Source organism: Pseudomonas sp. M47T1 (assembly GCF_000263855.1).
In the GTDB taxonomy this organism is placed as follows: domain Bacteria; phylum Pseudomonadota; class Gammaproteobacteria; order Pseudomonadales; family Pseudomonadaceae; genus Aquipseudomonas.
On the sequence record NZ_AJWX01000011.1, the window covers coordinates 160966 to 175892 of the forward strand.

21 protein-coding genes are annotated in these 14927 nt (G+C 61.3%); 19 read left to right on the forward strand and 2 right to left on the reverse strand.

Going from position 1 to position 14927, the window contains the following annotated elements:
• The first annotated feature begins 38 nt into the window (after positions 1-38).
• From PMM47T1_RS13990 to PMM47T1_RS14070, 18 genes are all read left to right on the forward strand, one after another.
• Entirely contained in the window at positions 39-317 is a 279-nt protein-coding gene (locus PMM47T1_RS13990; RefSeq protein WP_008369857.1) for a DUF7740 domain-containing protein, read from the forward strand.
• Positions 317-652 (forward strand): hypothetical protein, encoded by a 336-nt coding sequence (locus PMM47T1_RS13995; RefSeq protein WP_008369858.1) that lies wholly within the window; start codon positions 317-319, stop codon positions 650-652. Before PMM47T1_RS13990 ends, PMM47T1_RS13995 begins: the two co-directional genes overlap by 1 nt.
• Complete coding sequence (locus PMM47T1_RS14000; RefSeq protein WP_008369860.1) at positions 649-1254, forward strand: DUF1566 domain-containing protein; 606 nt, start codon at positions 649-651, stop codon at positions 1252-1254. The genes PMM47T1_RS13995 and PMM47T1_RS14000 overlap by 4 nt, the downstream gene beginning before the upstream one ends.
• 66 nt (positions 1255-1320) lie before the next feature.
• The gene (locus PMM47T1_RS14005; RefSeq protein ID WP_008369862.1) at positions 1321-1935 is read left to right on the forward strand and encodes a DUF1566 domain-containing protein; all 615 of its coding nucleotides are present in this window, start codon (positions 1321-1323) and stop codon (positions 1933-1935) included.
• Positions 1936-1992: 57 nt separating this feature from the next.
• A complete protein-coding gene (locus tag PMM47T1_RS14010) occupies positions 1993-2346 on the forward strand; it encodes a four helix bundle protein (protein WP_008369864.1) in 354 nt (117 codons plus the stop codon).
• A 213-nt stretch (positions 2347-2559) separates the two neighbouring features.
• A complete protein-coding gene (locus PMM47T1_RS14015) occupies positions 2560-3735 on the forward strand; it encodes an RNA-directed DNA polymerase (protein WP_043301015.1) in 1176 nt (391 codons plus the stop codon).
• Positions 3736-3990: 255 nt separating this feature from the next.
• Positions 3991-4713: an HNH endonuclease signature motif containing protein gene (locus PMM47T1_RS14025; RefSeq protein ID WP_008369869.1), complete on the forward strand. Its 723-nt coding sequence runs from the start codon at positions 3991-3993 to the stop codon at positions 4711-4713.
• Positions 4685-4924, forward strand: coding sequence for a hypothetical protein (locus PMM47T1_RS14030; RefSeq protein ID WP_050990418.1), 240 nt, complete (start codon positions 4685-4687; stop codon positions 4922-4924). Before PMM47T1_RS14025 ends, PMM47T1_RS14030 begins: the two co-directional genes overlap by 29 nt.
• A gap of 79 nt (positions 4925-5003) precedes the next feature.
• Positions 5004-5429 (forward strand): hypothetical protein, encoded by a 426-nt coding sequence (locus PMM47T1_RS14035; protein WP_008369871.1) that lies wholly within the window; start codon positions 5004-5006, stop codon positions 5427-5429.
• Positions 5426-6010 (forward strand): hypothetical protein, encoded by a 585-nt coding sequence (locus PMM47T1_RS29840; RefSeq protein WP_157213010.1) that lies wholly within the window; start codon positions 5426-5428, stop codon positions 6008-6010. Before PMM47T1_RS14035 ends, PMM47T1_RS29840 begins: the two co-directional genes overlap by 4 nt.
• Before the next feature lie 55 nt (positions 6011-6065).
• A complete protein-coding gene (locus PMM47T1_RS29845; RefSeq protein WP_157213011.1) occupies positions 6066-6239 on the forward strand; it encodes a hypothetical protein in 174 nt (57 codons plus the stop codon).
• A gap of 4 nt (positions 6240-6243) precedes the next feature.
• Positions 6244-6684, forward strand: a complete 441-nt coding sequence (locus PMM47T1_RS14045; RefSeq protein WP_008369873.1) for a phage protein NinX family protein — start codon at positions 6244-6246, stop codon at positions 6682-6684.
• Positions 6681-7034 (forward strand): hypothetical protein, encoded by a 354-nt coding sequence (locus PMM47T1_RS14050; protein ID WP_008369876.1) that lies wholly within the window; start codon positions 6681-6683, stop codon positions 7032-7034. The genes PMM47T1_RS14045 and PMM47T1_RS14050 overlap by 4 nt, the downstream gene beginning before the upstream one ends.
• Complete coding sequence (locus tag PMM47T1_RS30110) at positions 7031-7207, forward strand: hypothetical protein (protein WP_008369878.1); 177 nt, start codon at positions 7031-7033, stop codon at positions 7205-7207. The genes PMM47T1_RS14050 and PMM47T1_RS30110 overlap by 4 nt, the downstream gene beginning before the upstream one ends.
• A gap of 52 nt (positions 7208-7259) precedes the next feature.
• Positions 7260-7571, forward strand: a complete 312-nt coding sequence (locus PMM47T1_RS30355; RefSeq protein ID WP_008369881.1) for a hypothetical protein — start codon at positions 7260-7262, stop codon at positions 7569-7571.
• 285 nt (positions 7572-7856) lie between these two features.
• A complete protein-coding gene (locus PMM47T1_RS14060; protein ID WP_008369882.1) occupies positions 7857-9065 on the forward strand; it encodes a tyrosine-type recombinase/integrase in 1209 nt (402 codons plus the stop codon).
• Positions 9066-9070: 5 nt separating this feature from the next.
• Positions 9071-10657, forward strand: coding sequence for an ABC-F family ATPase (locus PMM47T1_RS14065; RefSeq protein ID WP_008369885.1), 1587 nt, complete (start codon positions 9071-9073; stop codon positions 10655-10657).
• A 204-nt stretch (positions 10658-10861) separates the two neighbouring features.
• A complete protein-coding gene (locus PMM47T1_RS14070) occupies positions 10862-12064 on the forward strand; it encodes an MFS transporter (RefSeq protein ID WP_008369887.1) in 1203 nt (400 codons plus the stop codon).
• On the opposite strand, the gene PMM47T1_RS14075 is transcribed toward PMM47T1_RS14070, so the two are convergent.
• On the reverse strand, positions 12058-13095 hold the full coding sequence (locus PMM47T1_RS14075; RefSeq protein WP_043301017.1) for an alpha/beta hydrolase family protein: 1038 nt from the start codon (positions 13093-13095) through the stop codon (positions 12058-12060). The two genes, PMM47T1_RS14070 and PMM47T1_RS14075, sit on opposite strands and share 7 nt — an antisense overlap.
• A gap of 214 nt (positions 13096-13309) precedes the next feature.
• Positions 13310-13873 (reverse strand): FMN-dependent NADH-azoreductase, encoded by a 564-nt coding sequence (locus PMM47T1_RS14080; RefSeq protein ID WP_008369891.1) that lies wholly within the window; start codon positions 13871-13873, stop codon positions 13310-13312.
• Between the two features lie 129 nt (positions 13874-14002).
• Between PMM47T1_RS14080 and PMM47T1_RS14085 the strand changes: the two genes are divergently transcribed.
• Entirely contained in the window at positions 14003-14911 is a 909-nt protein-coding gene (locus PMM47T1_RS14085; RefSeq protein ID WP_008369895.1) for a LysR substrate-binding domain-containing protein, read from the forward strand.
• Positions 14912-14927 lie beyond the last annotated feature (16 nt).

The following is a 14927-nucleotide window of genomic DNA, read 5'->3' on the forward strand; positions in this document are numbered from 1 at the left end:
GCAAGCCTGGCTCGACATCCCACCCAGTGGAGCAAGCGATGAACACACCAGTTCCTATTCAGCCGAAGCTGACAATGCCATTCCCGCGCTCAGTATTGGGAGCGGCGTTCAACACCACGGTGCCGCAGCGCCGTCGCGACGCTCTCCATGTGGTGCTGGTAGTCGCACTGGCTGCCGAAATTCACCGCGACCCTGTGAAGGTCCAGGGCGCGGCGCTGGAGATGTACCTGGCCAGCGGCCTGCAGGCCCTGCTGATGATCGTGCAGAGCCAAGACCCGATGCGGCTGGTTGAAATTCTGGTGCAGGAGATGGAGTGATGGCTCTGACCCAGAAACAGCGCGATGAGCGCCGGCAGGAAAAGGCGGGTCGCTTGCAAGAGGTGATTGTGCGGCTTCCACTTCGACCAGGCACAAAGCAGGCGCTGCTTGAGCTCATGGACTGGGCGGAAGTTGAGGAGCAGGCCGAAGCCATGACCCTGATGATTCACCGACTTCACGAACTTGGCCGGGGCGGCGCAACGCGCTTCCTGACTCCTCCGCTCCACAAAATAACTATCTCACCCGCTGTGGAGCGCAAGCTGGAACTCGCCTATCAGCGCGAGGCTATGCGTATCAGCCGCGAACCGCAAGACTCAATCGAGGATGACCAATGAAACCCGAAATGATCACCCTGAAGCATGGACAATCCACCATCAAGATGCCCGCTTCTGCTCTCGCCCAACTGGCCATGGCCAGCGTGTTCGCCCAGGTGCTGCCGCCGGCCAACACCGCACCGGTATCGCCAGTGCCAAGCGCTGTACCTGCAGTCGGCACCGAATGGCCAGGCCAGGGCGGCATCAATGGCGGCCTGGTGGCTGCTCGCGGCGATGTGCCGGCTCACTATCTGATCGTTGCAGCCAAGGACGTCGGCAAGCACGCCTGGGGCGGTCGAGAGAAAGAGTCGAAGGCGACCAGCAAGACCGATGGCTTGGCGAACGCCCTGGCACTGATCGAGGAAGGTGGTCACCCGGCAGCAGTCGCAGCACAGGAACACCAAGCTGAAGGTCATGCCGACTTCTACCTGCCAGCCGCCGCTGAGCTGTACCACTACTGGCTGACCTGCCCTGAGGTGTTCGCCAAAGACACCTGGTATTGGTCATCTTCGCAGCGCTCCGCCTACGGCGCATTCGGCATGTACTTCGATGTTGGCTCTCAGTACTACTACGACAAGGGCGACGAGCTCCGCGTCCGCCCCGTCCGCAGATTGTTTATTTAATCCTTCATTCATTCATAAGCAGGCGCAACGGCGCCTTTTTTGTTGCCCACGAAAAGGTAAAAGCACATGACCGCAACCGCGAAAGCAGCCCCACAAGCTCAGCTCCCAGCCATTGGCGAGGCCTTTGAAGGCGGCTTCTTCACCGGCATCCTGCTGCAGGATGGCAAGCGCTACGCAATCGTCACCGCACCGGCGTCTGCCGAGCTGGTCGGCGCCTGGGGCGAGTACGGCGCGAAGATCGAGGACGCCGACAGCTTCACCGACAGCCGCGCGAACACCGAAGCCATGGCCGCCTCTGGCAGCGACCTGGCGCAGAAGGTGCTGGCCCTGGATATCGGCGGCTTCACCGACTGGGCGATCCCGGCGCGCGATGCCCAGGAGTTGCAGTACCGTCACCTGAAGCCCACTACCGAAGCCAACTGGGCGTACGGCCGCGACGGCGACAACCCGAACAGCGAGCCGGTCGGCCTGATGTACTCCAAGGAATCCCCGACGCAGACCAGCGTTGAGGCCTTCAAGGAGGGCGGCAACGAAGCCTTCCGCGACACCTGGTACTGGTCGAGTTCGCAGCGCTCCGCCTACCTCGCATTCTCCATGTACTTCGATGTTGGCTATCAGCTCCGCAACGTCAAGTACGACGAGCTCCGCGTCCGCCCCGTCCGCAGCGTAGTTATTGATTAATTTGTTTATTTGATCCGGCCGCTTGCGGCCGGTCGCTCTTCAAGGAGATATCGCCGCATGGCAATGCATACGGATTTGCGAATCCACAAGGACGCTTTTGACCTGCTCAGCCTGGCAACTGACCTGACCCGGAATATCCCTCGGGACTTCAAGGTTGGGCTCGGTGCCAAGGTGCGCGACGAATGCATCGAGATCATGGTGCTGATCGCGCGGGCCAATGCTGCACGGGACAAGGTGCTTCACCTGTCAGCCCTGGTCGAGCGCGTCCAAGTGCTTGAGTTTCTGCTCAGGCTGTTCAAAGAAAAACGCTTCATCAGCATCCCGCAGCACGCCAAGGCCATCGAGCTGACCGCGTCTGTCGGCAAGCAGGCCAACGCCTGGAAGCGATACTCCGCCGCGCCCGCTACCTGAAAGCCAAGGCTTTCTGGTCTGTGCGACTTTGAATCTGGTCGTGCCGCTGGCCCAGTGGCCACCGCCATGCGCATCAGAGATACCGCCGGTCTAAAGCGTCCGCGTAGGTCTCGCGCAGTTTCCGTGCTGATCGGCTTCGGCCTTCGGCGCGGCGACGTAGATAGCACGACAGGTCGCAGCGCTCCGCCAACAACGCATTCAACATGAACTTCGATGATGGCAATCAGAACAACAACGACAAGAACAACGAGCTCCGCGTCCGCCCCGTCCGCAGATTCGACCCCATATCCGTTCAGCGATTTGGTCCAGGCCTACTACGACTGCCGACGCTCCAAGCGCAACAGCAAAAGCGCGCTGGCATTCGAAGCGAATCTGGAGCGGAACCTGATCGGGCTGCACGACGACCTGACTGCCGGCACTTACCGGCCAGGCCGATCCATTTGTTTCGTGGTTACACGGCCCAAAGCCCGAGAGGTCTGGGCTGCGGACTTCAGGGACCGAATCGTCCACCACCTGCTGTACAACCATGTGGCACCGCGCTTCTACGCCAGCTTCATAGCGGACAGCTGCGCATGCATTCCGGGGCGCGGCACGCTGTACGCCGCTACCCGGCTTGAGTCGAAGATCAGGAGCGCCAGCCAGAACTGGTCGAAGCCGGTCTTCTACCTGAAATGCGACCTGGCTAACTTCTTCGTGGCTATCGACAAGCAGGTGCTACGCCGGCAGCTTGCCGCCAAGATCGATGATCCGTGGTGGCTGGCCCTGGCCGAGCAGATCCTCATGCACGATCCGCGCTGGGATTACGAGGTGCGCAGCCCACGCCACCTATTCGCCAGGGTGCCGCAACACAAGCGCCTGGCCGCGCAGCCGGAGCACCTCGGGCTGCCCATCGGCAACCTGTCCTCGCAGTTCTTCGCCAACGTCTACCTGGACGCCCTGGACCAGTTCTGCAAGCACCGCCTTGGCGTGAAGCATTACGTCCGGTACGTCGATGACTTCGTGCTGCTGCACGAATCACCGCAGCAGCTGAATGTCTGGCTGGCAGAGATTGAGGCCTTCCTGCCGAAGCTGGGCGCCAAACTGAACCCGACCAAGACCATCCTGCAGCCCGTCGACCGTGGTGTGGACTTCGTCGGGCACGTGATCAAGCCATGGCGGCGCACCACTCGCAAAAGATCCGTGGCCCAGGCCATGAAGCGTACGACTGCGGCCCCGGCCGAGGATCTGCGCGAGACGGCAAACAGTTACTTCGGCCTGCTTAGCCAGGCCAGCCACAGCCAGAAAGACCGCGCTGCGCTGGCCAACCTGATCCTCAGGCGAGGCAACACGGTGAATAGCGATCTAACTAAAACCTACCAGAAAAAAATAACCCCACCCTTCCCTATATAGCCACCTCGGCCAGCCATCGGCAGGCGGGCGGCTGCCTGGAGTATCCATGAGCATAACGATCAGCGTCCGACTCAGCAGCGGCTCGTACCATGCCCGAGCAATGGGCCTTGGAGTGACCGCCAGCAGCGCCGAGGGAGCACAGGCCGCAGCGCGGGCAGTCTGCCGAAAGCTCGGTTTGGAGCCGCGGCTGCTCGAGAACACCGATGATGACAAGGATGTCACCAGATTCGTGCACCCTGGAGAGGAAAAGTCGTCATGAACCCAGTTGCCCTGCACGCACTGCAAAGCGCCAGGCACCGGATAGGGAATGCCTCGATGCCGCGCTCTCGGAGGCACTGGTCTGCCGATGAAGTGGAGCTTCTACGCGCGCTTTACCCCGACACGCCGATGCCGCAGCTCATCGCTGCGTTCAGGCGTCCCGACCATGCCATCTACAACAAGGCTCACGCCCTGGGCCTAACCCGAAGTGATGCCTATTTGGCCAGCGAGCACGCTTGCCGCCTACGCCGAGAAAACAATCCCGGTCTCGGCAATCGATTTAAAAAAGGTGACTCGCCTTGGAACAAGGGGATCAGTTTCGACTCCGGCGGTCGCTCAGTTGAAACGCGGTTCGCTCCAGGCACGATGCCGCATAACAACGTCCCAGTCGGCACCGAGCGGATCACTGAAGACGGCATCCGCCAGCGCAAGGTCCGCGATGACGGACCGCCCCACCGACGCTGGAAATCGGTTCACTCCCTAATCTGGGTGGAGGCACACGGAGAAATCCCGCCGGGCCACCTGGTGGTGTTCCGCGACCGCAACCCCAAGCACATCGAACTCGACAATCTGGAACTGGTGAGCCGCGCCGAAAATATGCGTCGCAATACCATCCATCGGTACCCACCAGAACTCAAGTCGACCATCCGCCAACTCAGCAAGCTCAAACGAGCGATCAGCGAGGCCTCCAGTGAAAAACAAGATGACAGACCTGCGTAACCACCTGTTCGCCACCCTCGAAGCTCTGCAGGACCCGGACAAGCCAATGGATATCGACCGCGCCAAGGCCATTGCCGAAGTCGGCAAGGTGCTCGTCGACTCCGCGAAGGTCGAGGTGATGTTCATCAATGCGATGGACGGAGACGTGAAAAGCACGGGCTTCATTGAGTCGGAGCGGGATGTGCCGCCGGCGCGCACGGGAATTCAGTGAAAGCCGAGTAGCTCGCGAAGAGTACAAATGTTCTCCACCCCTATCACAGCCTGCTGCGGCAGGCGCAGAGGACAGATAGATGACCAACCTGAAGCAGTCCAAGGAAGACCTCGATGCGGTGCTGCACTGGCGCGGCAAGCACACGCAGGCAATCCGAGAGCGCGACGCCCTCCAGCAGCGCCTGAACGAGGCAGATCAGCGGATTGATGAGCTGGAGCGGGACAAGCAGCGGCTAGATGCACTGGAGGGCAACTTCTGGGACGTGCGCCACCACAGCAGCGCCCTCGCTGATACCGGCGATTACACCTCTGGCGTCGAGATCATCGGCCGCTGGATGGACAAACCCCATGAGCGAGTCATAGGCGAGAACTACAACGAAAATCTGCGCGCGGCCATTGACCAGGCGATGACAGCGGACGCGTACCCTCCAGCTCGCCCCGAATACCCCGAGCTTGATGCGGCGCTGGATCAACTGACCAAAGACAGCCCGGAGGTGGGATCGTGAGCGAACAACTGAAGCCGTGCAGCTGCGGATCAATCCCGCGCCTATCGAACCATGAAGGATCAGCAATCCACATAAGCTGTAGTTGCGGAATCCAGTTGTGGGGAGCCAGGGCTCACTTCTCATCGGAAGAAGCCGCAACAAAAGAGTGGAATGCCCGCGCCCAGCCAAACACCTGCACCAAGGACGGCGGCCAGTGCGAGCCGTGCCATAGCGTTGAGCCAGTGTGCACCTGCCCCTCCGGCGACGGATCGCTGCGGTGGCCTTGCCCGGTGCATCCGCCTGAGCCGGTGGCGTGGATGTACAAGCGAGAAGGCGGTGAACTTCTAGGTCAGTTAGTTCAGATGGAAAGCGACGACCTGAAAAGAATTCGTCTTGGCAAATTCTACGACAACGGCATGCGCTATATCTGGCCGCGAGAAGACTATATCGAATGGATCCCGCTCTACCGCCATCCGCCCGCCCAGGCGCGGGTGGTGCTGCCGGGGCGCAGACAGCGTGGCGGAAACGATTTCTGTGATGGCTTAGCCATAGGCTGGAATGACTATGACGACGAGCTCAAGCGCCTCAACCCCACCCTCTAACCCTCCCCCATCTATCAAAGTCAGCCGCTGTAGCGGTATGGCGAGGTATTGCCCGATGAAAAGCCTTATCTGGAAAGTCCGCGCTGTGTATTGGTTCTGGCGCCTGGCGCGCTATCCATCCTGGGAGGCGGCCACGGTGCTGCACGATTCATTGCTGGAGTACGGCGACAACCCGGCTGAGTGGTCTCCAGAGGATGCTGTCCGTGAAGAACTCTCGAACTGGGTTTGACGCCATGACCGAACTGATCGAAGTGAAGACGGCCGACCTATCCGGCGAAGCTCTGAACTGGGCTGTCGGCAAGGCGGAAAGGCTGGACTTGCTCATGGCGCCGCCTGTGTATGGCAACCCCTGGCGGGTGTTCGTCCGTTACGCCGGCGAGGTCACCACTCGCGATGTGCGGTATGCGCCACAAGAGAGCTGGACGGATGGCGGCCCGCTGATCGACAAGTATCAGCTCACCGTCAGTTCGCCGTTGGCCAGCGTGCATCGCCATGGCGGCCCCAACGCCGGGTGGGGGCCATCGAATAACTGGTCGGCCTGCACTTGGACAAAGGGTGTGACCGGGCGCCGAGCCATCGGTCACCACGAAACCAGCGCGCTCGTAGCCGCCTGCCGGGCCATCGTAGCCGCCAAGCTGGGCGACACCGTGCAGGTTCCCAAGGAGTTGATATGAGCGACCGCGAACTGCTTGAGCTAGCCGCTAAGGCGGCGGGGTTAGAAACTGGGCACCCGATGAATGCTGAAAGATTGGCGCTTGATCCGCCAGTGGATTCGTTGCTGGTTATGCGATTCGGCGAGCTGGTGAGCACTGCGTGGAATCCGCTTAAAGACGATGGGCACGCGTTACGCCTGGCATCTCACCTCGGCCTGAACATCGAGTGGTTCATCAACCAGCAGTTCGTGATGGTCCGGCGGGGAGAGATCGGCGAGAACATCGGATGGGTTGACGACGCACTGAGGCACGGAGCTCTTCGCAAGGCCATAACTGTCGTCGCAGCCGAGATCGGGAGGGCCATGCCATGAACCTCGTTGACTGCTACGTAACCCGAATCCTTGGCGAGCCCTACCGAAAGTTCGGCGCCTGGTGGGTAGATGTTGAGTACGACAGTTGGGGGCGCATCAGCAGCACCCAGCTCATGTTCCGTACCAAAGAGGCCGCCTTGGCCGTCACCGCCGGCCACGTCTTCCAGGCCTAACCCCTCACCCACTCTCTACTGCCTGCCGGGGTTCGGCGGGCGAGGTATTGCCATGAACAAAGCCGATGCCAAACGGATTGCCGAAACGATCACGCATGCACAGCTCGCCGAAATGTTCGAGCGGGCGAAGAAAGGTATCACTGACTGGGAAAAGGTCAGCGCCGTGAATCCTGGCATGACCAAGGGTACGGCCTGGAACATCCTGAGTGCGGCCCTCAACGCCAGTGGTGGCGCACGCGTGCGTCAACTTGCCGTGACCAACATGATTTGGGAGTTCGGCGACTTCCTTGATGACTCGCTCAAGCCAGCCAAGAAGAAACGCCAGTCAGCGCCAGATCCGTATCACGAACAACCGAACTTCTAATAACCCCTTCTGCCGCCATAGGGCGGATGGAGCAAACACGTGCACCAGGTGCAATGCCCAATCCCGGGCCAGGTAAACCATTTTTGAGAGGTACATCGACATGAGCGCAGAGCGCGAGATGGCCGTTGCCCACGAACTGGACAAGGTATCAGAAGAGAAAATGGCGGAGCTGCTGGGCACCACGGTGCACGCACTCCGCGCCCGGCGGGCCAGGGGCCAGATCCCCTTGGGGGTCTGGATCAAACACGGCAGCAAGATCATCTACAGCATCAGGAGATATGACGAATGGCTGGAAAGTCAGTGGGTATGCCCAGAGGGGTGGAAATCTTCCGCAACGCCATCCGCATCCGCTTCACCTGGAACGGCGTCCGGCGGAGTGAAACGCTCCCCTATCCCACGACACAAAAAGGCATCGCAGCTGCATCCAAGCTTCGCGATCAGGTAGTCAACCTCAACAAGCACGGGCTGTTGGACGACGACAAATACGCTGAACTGTTTCCCGGTTCGTTGACTGTTGTCGGCAGCACGCCCCACTTCGGGGAATACGCCCAGCTCTGGTTGGACAGCCGGGAGATCGCCGAGGGGACCAGGCTCAATTACAAGGGGGCGCTCAACCTGTACTGGGTGCCCAAGCTCGCGCTGGTGCGCATCGACCTCATTACCACCACGCTCATCCGCCGGATCATCACCGAGACAAAGTGGGCGTCCCCTGGAGTGAAGCGAAACGCCCTGGTGAAGCTTTCCACCATCCTGCGCTCTGCAGTGCTGGACGGCCTGATCCCGAAAAATCCTGCTGAGGCCCTGGAGCTCCCCAAGCGCACGCGCAAGGAAATCGACCCGTTCACGCTGGATGAGGCGAATCAGATCATCGGCCAGATGTACCGCCATGAGCACTGGCCCAGCACGATTTATGCGGCGTTCTTCGAATTTGCCTTCTTCACGGGGATGCGGCTTTCCGAGATTCTGGCCCTGCGCTGGGACGCCGTGGACGAGACCAAGAAGCATGTGCACGTGTGCCGTACCGTTGCCTTGGGCAAGGTGGAGGAGCGCACGAAAACCGGCAGCGATCGGTTTGTGCTGCTCAACGACCGTGCACTGCACGCCCTGGAATTTGCCAGGGAGTACGCAGAACGTCGGAAAAAGGGCGTCGGCAAGGTCACCTCCACCCCCTACGTGTTCCCGCCGTCGAAGAACAGCGAGTACGTAAAACAGACCTCTGATCTGCACAAGCAGTGGGGGCCGACCCTCAAAACGCTGGGAATCCGGTACAGACCGCCATACAACTGCCGCCATACCTATGCGACAATATGCTTAATGTCCGGTTTGAATCCCGCATTTATCTCCCAGCAGCTCGGCCATAGCGTGCAGATGCTGCTGTCGACGTATGCGCGTTGGATCAACTCAAGCTCAGATTGGAGCGAGCTGGAAAAGCTCCAAATTGGTATCAAATTGGTATCGGCTGAAACCAGCGCTCCCCAAGTTATTGATAGGTAAGCCCTTTGATCTCCACAGCTAACATCACCATGCAGTTCGGCGCCAAGCCGCTGTTCGAGAACGTCTCGGTCAAGTTCAACGGCGGCAACCGTTACGGCCTGATCGGCGCCAACGGTTGCGGCAAGTCGACCTTCATGAAAATCCTCGGTGGCGACCTGGAGTCTTCGGGCGGCCAAGTGATGCTGGAGCCGAACGTGCGCCTGGGCAAGCTGCGCCAGGATCAGTTCGCCTACGAGCAGTTCACCGTGATCGACACCGTGATCATGGGCCACGAGGAGCTGTGGAAGGTCAAGGCCGAGCGCGATCGTATCTATTCGCTGCCGGAAATGAGCGAAGAAGACGGCATGGCCGTGGCCGAGCTGGAAACCGAGTTCGCCGAAATGGACGGCTACACCGCCGAGTCCCGTGCCGGTGAGCTGCTGTTGGGCCTGGGCATTCCCCTGGAACAGCACTTCGGCCCGATGACCGAAGTGGCGCCAGGCTGGAAGCTGCGTGTGCTGCTGGCCCAGGCGTTGTTCTCGGACCCTGAAGTGCTGCTGCTCGACGAACCGACCAACCACCTGGACATCAACACCATCCGCTGGCTGGAAACGATCCTCAAGGCGCGTAACAGCACCATGATCATCATTTCCCACGACCGTCACTTCCTCAACAGCGTCTGCACCCACATGGCCGACCTGGACTACGGCGAGCTGCGTCTGTTCCCGGGCAACTACGACGAGTACATGACCGCGGCCACCCAGTCGCGCGAGCAACTGCTGTCGGACAACGCCAAGAAGAAGGCGCAAATCTCCGAGCTGCAGACCTTCGTCAGCCGCTTCTCGGCCAACGCCTCGAAAGCCAAGCAAGCTACTTCACGCGCCAAGCAGATCGACAAGATCCAACTGGCCGAAGTCAAGCCATCGAGCCGTATCAGCCCGTTCATCCGTTTCGAACAGACCAAGAAGCTGCATCGCCAGGCGGTGACCCTGGAGCAACTGTCCAAGGGCTTCGACGGCAAGATCCTGTTCAAGAACTTCAGCTTCACCGTGGAAGCCGGCGAGCGCGTGGCCATCATCGGCCCGAACGGCATCGGCAAAACCACGCTGCTGCGCACCCTGGTGGGCGAACTGGCCCCGGATGCCGGCGCGGTGAAATGGACCGAAAGCGCGGAGCTGGGCTACTACGCCCAGGACCATGCCCATGACTTCGAAGACGATGTCAGCCTGTTCGACTGGATGGGCCAGTGGACTCAGGGCGAGCAGATGATTCGTGGCACCCTGGGCCGCATGCTGTTCTCCAACGACGAGATCCTGAAATCGGTGAAGGTCATTTCCGGTGGTGAGCAAGGCCGCATGCTGTTCGGCAAGCTGATCCTGCAAAAGCCGAACGTGCTGATCATGGACGAACCGACCAACCACTTGGACATGGAATCCATCGAATCGCTGAACCTGGCGCTGGAGAACTACCCGGGCACGCTGATCTTCGTCAGCCACGACCGTGAGTTCGTATCGTCCCTGGCCACCCGCATCATCGAGCTGAGCGAAAGCGGCGTGGTGGACTTCAGCGGCACCTACGACGATTACTTGCGCAGCCAGGGCGTGACGTTCTGACCCCCTGATTGGTAGCCGCTGCCGCCAGGCTGCGCTGGCCTCCTGCCTCACTGAAGATCTTCGGTGACCATCAGGGCCAGCGCCGCCTGGCGGCAGCGGCTACACCTCCCCAGCTAAAACTCGATCGTTAGCCTGCTTCCATTTCCTGCCCCACCCCGCCATCATGGCCACACTCTCTAACCGCCCACCCGCGAACGAGTTGCCATGACTGCCGCCCAGCACCTGCCTTCCTCCAACAGTACCCTCAGCGTCACCCTGAAGATCGTTTCGATCGTGTTCTACACCTTCATTGCCTTCCTCTGCATCGGCCTGCCGATTGCGGTATTGCCGGGTTATGTTCACGATCAGTTGCAGTTCAGCGCGGTGGTTGCCGGCCTGACCATTGGCTCGCAATACCTGGCCACCCTGCTCAGCCGCCCCATGGCAGGGCGCGCCGCGGATGGCCTGGGCACCAAACGGGCAATCGTGATCGGGCTGGCAGGCATAGCGGCCAGCGGCGCGCTGACCTTGCTGGCCACGCTGATGCACAGCACACCCGTGGCGAGCCTGGTAATTGTGATCATTGCGCGGCTGCTGCTGGGCATCGCCCAGGGCCTGATTGGCGTGGGCACCATCAGCTGGGGGATTGGCCAGGTGGGTGCCGAGCAAACGGCACGGGTGATCTCGTGGAACGGCATCGCCTCCTACGGCGCCATCGCCCTGGGCGCGCCGCTAGGGGTGTTGATGGTCGATGCCGGCGGCTTCAATACGGTAGGCGTGGCCTTGATGGCATTGGCGACACTGGCGCTGTTGTGCATTCGCCGCAAACCCTCGATGCCGGTGGTAGGCGGTGAGCGCCTGCCCTTCTGGGCAGCCTTCGGCCGCGTGGCCCCCTACGGCGTGAGCCTGACACTGGCGTCGATCGGCTACGGCACCCTGACCACGTTCATCACCCTCTACTACGTGGACCGCGGGTGGACGGGCGCTGCCTATTGCCTGACGGCCTTTGGCCTGAGTTTCATCGTGTCGCGCCTGATCTTCATCAACGCCATCAACCGCCTGGGCGGTTTTACCGTGGCGGTGAGTTGCATGGCCGTTGAAACCCTCGGCCTGGCCCTGGTATGGCTGGCGCCGTCCACCCTGGTGACCCTGCTGGGCGCCAGCCTGGCGGGCGTCGGCCTGTCACTGGTGTACCCGGCACTGGGCGTTCTGGCGATCAGCCAGGTGCCAAGTACCAGCCGGGGCGCGGGGTTGAGTGCGTTCGCGGTGTTTTTTGACTTGGCGCTGGCCCTGGCGGGGCCTTTGATGGGTGCAGTAGCCCTGCACCTGGGCTACCCGTGGATTTTTTTCTGCGCCGCCCTGCTGTCGCTGGGCGGCCTGGGGCTGGTGCTATTACTGGCGCGCCGTACCGCGGCAAAGGTTCATTGATCGGCGGTTTGCAGGCCGGCGTGACTTGGTTCACTGAGGGCCTGATCGAAGAAATGCCCGGCTTCCTGCACCAGATCGTGGTGGATGCTGACGCGATTGACGCCGTCGGCGTCGTTGCACAGCCCAGGCATGGCGGCTTTCTGGTCGTCGTCGCAGGGCGCCATGAACACAAAGTGCCCGGCCCCGGCCAACAGTTTGTAGTCGGACACCATCGGCAGCTTGCGCGCCAGGGCAGCGGCGTTCTTGTCCAAGGCCAGCAACTTGTCGCTGTCGCCGCTGTAGATCAACGTGGGCACATGCACCTGTGACAGCGCCTGGCGGTTGAACATCAGGCCCAGCGGGGCCATCAGCAACAACGCCTTGACCCGCGGGTCGGCGGCGGCGTGCAGGTCGTCACGGTCCACCACCAGCTCACCGCGGGTCTTGCAGGCATCGGCGTCATTGGGGAACTCGGCGCAGTATTTGCGCAGGCGATCAAAGCTGGGCTGGGCGCCGGACAGGATCAACGCCGTTTCGCCGCCGGCCGAGTAGCCGATCACGCCGATCTGGTCGGGGTCGATAAAGGGCGACAGCATGGGTTCGGCCAGGGCCGAGGTAATGGCCTGGGAAATCTGCAGTGGCCGGCCATACAGGTTGCTGACCGCGCCGAGGCGGCTGTGGTCCCTGTAGTTGTCACCGGGGTGGTAGACCGCCACCACCACAAAGCCCTTGCGGGTCAGGGAGGTGATCAGGTCGTGCAGCGCCAGCGGCGTGCCGGCGTTGCCGTGGGACAGCATCAGCATGGGATAACGGCCCATGGCGATGCGCGCGTCCTCGGTGGCCTCGACCTTGTAGCCTTCGACCTTGGTCACCTGCTCACGCTGGTTCGACGGGTAGAACGCCAGCGCCTGCATCGGCTGGTGGTCCAGCGGGTCGAGAAATGTCAGGCGATGAAAGCCCACGCTCCAATGCACGGGCGGTGCAGCCATGGTTTGCACTGAAATCAGGCCCAGGGCCAGACACATGAGAACATTTGCACAAAGACGCATCATGGGATGCCCACCTTTGCTACCCGCCTGATTAGGAACCTTTCGCTGCTACTGCAGCGTTGACAGTGTACGTCCTGTACGGCCGTTCACCGAATGAAAGGTTAGTCAGCCATGCATAAGCATAACCCGGGCCAATCGCTGCCTGAGGCAAAAAAAACGCCGCCCGTGACTGCTTGGAGCAGTCACGGGCGGCGCGGGTTCAGCGTATTTAGATCTATCAGGCGGCGAACAATTTCGAATCGATCTTGGCCTGCGCACCGGCCAGGGCCTTGGTGCGCACTTCGTCGCCGTAGGCCAGGCCTTCAGCGCGAACGATTTCAATGTCGGTGATGCCAATGAAACCCAGCAGCACTTTCAGGAATTCTTCGTGGGCAATGCCGGTAGGCTGGCCGGCGTGGATGCCACCGGAGGTGGAAACGATCACGACTTTCTTGCCACCGCACAGGCCTTCTGGGCCGTTGGCGGAGTATTGGAAGGTTTTACCGGCCACACAGATGCGGTCGATCCAGGCCTTGAGTTGGGTCGGGATGGAGAAGTTGTACATCGGCGCGCCGATAACCACTACGTCAGCCGCCAGGAATTCGTTCAGGGTGTCGGCCGACAGCTTGGCTTCCACTTCACCGCCAGCCAGGGTGGCCGAGGAGAAGTGAGTCAGGGCTTCGGCAGCCAGGTCACGGTAAGTGACGTCGGCAGCGGCGAACGATTGCACCACGGCGCGGCTCAGCTGACGGGAAGCGGAATTGTCGCCGAGAATGCTGGAATCGATATGCAACAGTTTCATGGAAATCTCCTGTCTATTAAGCCGCCAAGGCAGCTGGGAATGGTGATCATCCTACCGGGATATGGAATGGATGATTAGTCTGCCTGTTTGCGTTAGATTGTCTCATACATGAGACAGTCAGGTAGAACGATGCAAGACCTCAACGACCTGTATTACTTCGCCAAAGTGGTGGAAGCCGGCGGTTTCGCCGCCGCCGGGCGCTTGCTGGGCGTGCCCAAGTCGCGGCTGTCGCGGCGCATCGCCGAACTGGAAGAGCGCTTGGGCGCGCGTCTGCTGCAACGCACCACCCGGCAGTTGAAGTTGACCAGCGTGGGCGAACGTTACCTGCGCCACTGCCAGGCCATGCTGCTGGAGGCCGAGATGGCTGACGAGGTGGTGGCCACCCTGTCCAGCGAACCGCGCGGCAGGCTGCGGGTGTCGTGCCCGGTGGGCCTGGCCCATGAATTTCTGCCCCAGGTAATCAGCAGCTTTCTCAAGGCCTACCCCCATGTGCAATTGGACATGGTATTGCTCAACCGCCGCGTGGACCTGATCACCGAGGGCATCGACGTGGCCCTGCGCGTGCGCGAGCCCTGGGACGAAGACCCCGGCCTGGTGACGCGCCGGCTGCGCGAAGCCAGGGCTATCCTGGTGGCCAGCCCGGCGCTGCTGCTGGGCAACACCATCGCCAGCCCCGATGACCTGGTGGCCCTGCCGGTGCTGGGTGCACTGGAGGCCGACCGCATGGTCCATTTGCGCCTGCTGGACGAACAGGGCAACAAGCGCGACCTGGTGCTGGAAGCGCGGCTGGGCATAGAGGACTTTGTGGTGCGCAAGGCCACCGCCATCGCCGGCCTGGGCTTTACCATGCTGCCGTTGATGCATTGCGAGACGGAACTGGCCAGCGGCGAGCTGGTACAGTTGCTGCCGGACTGGTCCCTGGGCGGCGGCTGGCTGCAGGCAGTGTACCCGCACCGGCGCGGCGTGCTGCCGGCGGTGCGGGCGTGGATCGACCACCTGGTGCTATCACTGGAAGAGTGCGGAGAACGCTTCAAATGATGGATGAAGAACAACT

Bases quoted from the DNA above. Each gene is read 5' to 3' on its own strand.
- PMM47T1_RS30355 (WP_008369881.1), top strand. From the start codon at position 7,260: ATGAACAAAGCCGATGCCAAACGGATTGCCGAAACGATCACGCATGCA.
- PMM47T1_RS29845 (WP_157213011.1), top strand. From the start codon at position 6,066: ATGAAAAGCCTTATCTGGAAAGTCCGCGCTGTGTATTGGTTCTGGCGC.
- PMM47T1_RS14025 (WP_008369869.1), top strand. From the start codon at position 3,991: ATGAACCCAGTTGCCCTGCACGCACTGCAAAGCGCCAGGCACCGGATA.
- PMM47T1_RS14015 (WP_043301015.1), top strand. From the start codon at position 2,560: ATGATGGCAATCAGAACAACAACGACAAGAACAACGAGCTCCGCGTCC.
- PMM47T1_RS14060 (WP_008369882.1), top strand. From the start codon at position 7,857: ATGGCTGGAAAGTCAGTGGGTATGCCCAGAGGGGTGGAAATCTTCCGC.
- PMM47T1_RS14010 (WP_008369864.1), top strand. From the start codon at position 1,993: ATGGCAATGCATACGGATTTGCGAATCCACAAGGACGCTTTTGACCTG.
- PMM47T1_RS14075 (WP_043301017.1), bottom strand. From the start codon at position 13,095: ATGATGCGTCTTTGTGCAAATGTTCTCATGTGTCTGGCCCTGGGCCTG.
- PMM47T1_RS13990 (WP_008369857.1), top strand. From the start codon at position 39: ATGAACACACCAGTTCCTATTCAGCCGAAGCTGACAATGCCATTCCCG.
- PMM47T1_RS30110 (WP_008369878.1), top strand. From the start codon at position 7,031: ATGAACCTCGTTGACTGCTACGTAACCCGAATCCTTGGCGAGCCCTAC.
- PMM47T1_RS14050 (WP_008369876.1), top strand. From the start codon at position 6,681: ATGAGCGACCGCGAACTGCTTGAGCTAGCCGCTAAGGCGGCGGGGTTA.
- PMM47T1_RS13995 (WP_008369858.1), top strand. From the start codon at position 317: ATGGCTCTGACCCAGAAACAGCGCGATGAGCGCCGGCAGGAAAAGGCG.
- PMM47T1_RS14000 (WP_008369860.1), top strand. From the start codon at position 649: ATGAAACCCGAAATGATCACCCTGAAGCATGGACAATCCACCATCAAG.
- PMM47T1_RS14070 (WP_008369887.1), top strand. From the start codon at position 10,862: ATGACTGCCGCCCAGCACCTGCCTTCCTCCAACAGTACCCTCAGCGTC.
- PMM47T1_RS14005 (WP_008369862.1), top strand. From the start codon at position 1,321: ATGACCGCAACCGCGAAAGCAGCCCCACAAGCTCAGCTCCCAGCCATT.
- PMM47T1_RS14035 (WP_008369871.1), top strand. From the start codon at position 5,004: ATGACCAACCTGAAGCAGTCCAAGGAAGACCTCGATGCGGTGCTGCAC.
- PMM47T1_RS14080 (WP_008369891.1), bottom strand. From the start codon at position 13,873: ATGAAACTGTTGCATATCGATTCCAGCATTCTCGGCGACAATTCCGCT.
- PMM47T1_RS14085 (WP_008369895.1), top strand. From the start codon at position 14,003: ATGCAAGACCTCAACGACCTGTATTACTTCGCCAAAGTGGTGGAAGCC.
- PMM47T1_RS14045 (WP_008369873.1), top strand. From the start codon at position 6,244: ATGACCGAACTGATCGAAGTGAAGACGGCCGACCTATCCGGCGAAGCT.